General features: G+C 65.6%; 2 protein-coding genes. Both read left to right on the top strand.

Going from position 1 to position 1,117, the window contains the following annotated elements; translation table 11 throughout:
- The coding region (locus tag ACTWQR_RS55750) for an acyl carrier protein (protein ID WP_443235019.1) at positions 1-649 on the top strand (649 nt) is incomplete at its 5' end.
- A gap of 36 nt (positions 650-685) precedes the next feature.
- The coding region (locus tag ACTWQR_RS55755) for a beta-ketoacyl synthase N-terminal-like domain-containing protein (RefSeq protein ID WP_443235020.1) at positions 686-1,117 on the top strand (432 nt) is incomplete at its 3' end.

The following is a 1,117-nucleotide window of genomic DNA, read 5'->3' on the forward strand; positions in this document are numbered from 1 at the left end:
GCAGGCGTTGTTGGTGCCGGCGAAGCTGGATCTGCGGGGAGTGCGGGCCGGCGCTGTGGCGGACGGCGGGGTACCGCACCTGCTGCGTGGCCTGATACGCGCAGGCCGACAACTGGCGCGGGCGGCAACCGCCAGGGACGGCGAGCTGGTCCGTCGGTTGACCGGGCTCGCCAAGGCGGAGCAGCGGGCCATGCTTCTCGACCTGGTGCGTGCCCGGGCCGCGACCGTGCTCGGGCATGCCGGGCCGGAGGGCGTTCGAGCGGATTTGGCGTTCAAGGACGTCGGATTCGACTCGCTCACGTCCGTGGAACTGCGCAACCGACTGCGTGATTCGACCGGTCTGAAACTGCCCGCCACGCTGGTCTTCGACTATCCCACCCCGGAGGCCATCGCCCGCTACCTGCACCACGAATTGCTCCCGGACGGCGACGCGGTGGGCCTGGAAGTGCACGAGGAACGGCTGCGGAACGCACTCGTATCAGTTCCGCTGATCCGGTTCCGGGAAGCTGGATTGCTGGATGCCCTCATCAAGCTGGTCGCTCCCGGCGACGGTGCATTGGATATCGGCGCGATCGACAAGGCCGATGAGGATAGGGCGATTTCCGAGCTCGACGTCGATGATCTCGTGCAACTGGCGCTTGGTGACTAAGAGTCCTTCGAATTCCTGAATGATGGGGGAAATTGAGTGAGTCCGTCATACGAAAAGGTCGTCCAGGCACTGCGGAAGTCGCTGGAAGAGGTCGGCTCGCTGAAGAAGCAGAACCGCCAACTCCTCGGCGCCTCCCGCGAACCGGTGGCCGTGGTGGGTATGGCGTGTCGGCTGCCGGGTGGGGTGGCAGGGCCGGCGGATCTGTGGCGGTTGGTGGTTGAGGGTCGGGATGCGGTGTCGTCGTTTCCGGATGACCGGGGTTGGGATCTGGATGGTTTGTTCGACCCGGATCCCGATCGTGCGGGTACGTCGTACACGAGCCGGGGTGGTTTCCTGCATGAGGCGGGGCTTTTCGATGCGGGGTTCTTCGGGATTTCGCCGCGTGAGGCGTTGGCGATGGATCCGCAGCAGCGGTTGCTGTTGGAGACCTCCTGGGAGGCGTTGGAGGGTGCCGGTGTCGACCCGTTG

It is taken from the genome of Streptomyces sp. 2A115 (assembly GCF_052245575.1).
Lineage (GTDB): Bacteria > Actinomycetota > Actinomycetes > Streptomycetales > Streptomycetaceae > Streptomyces.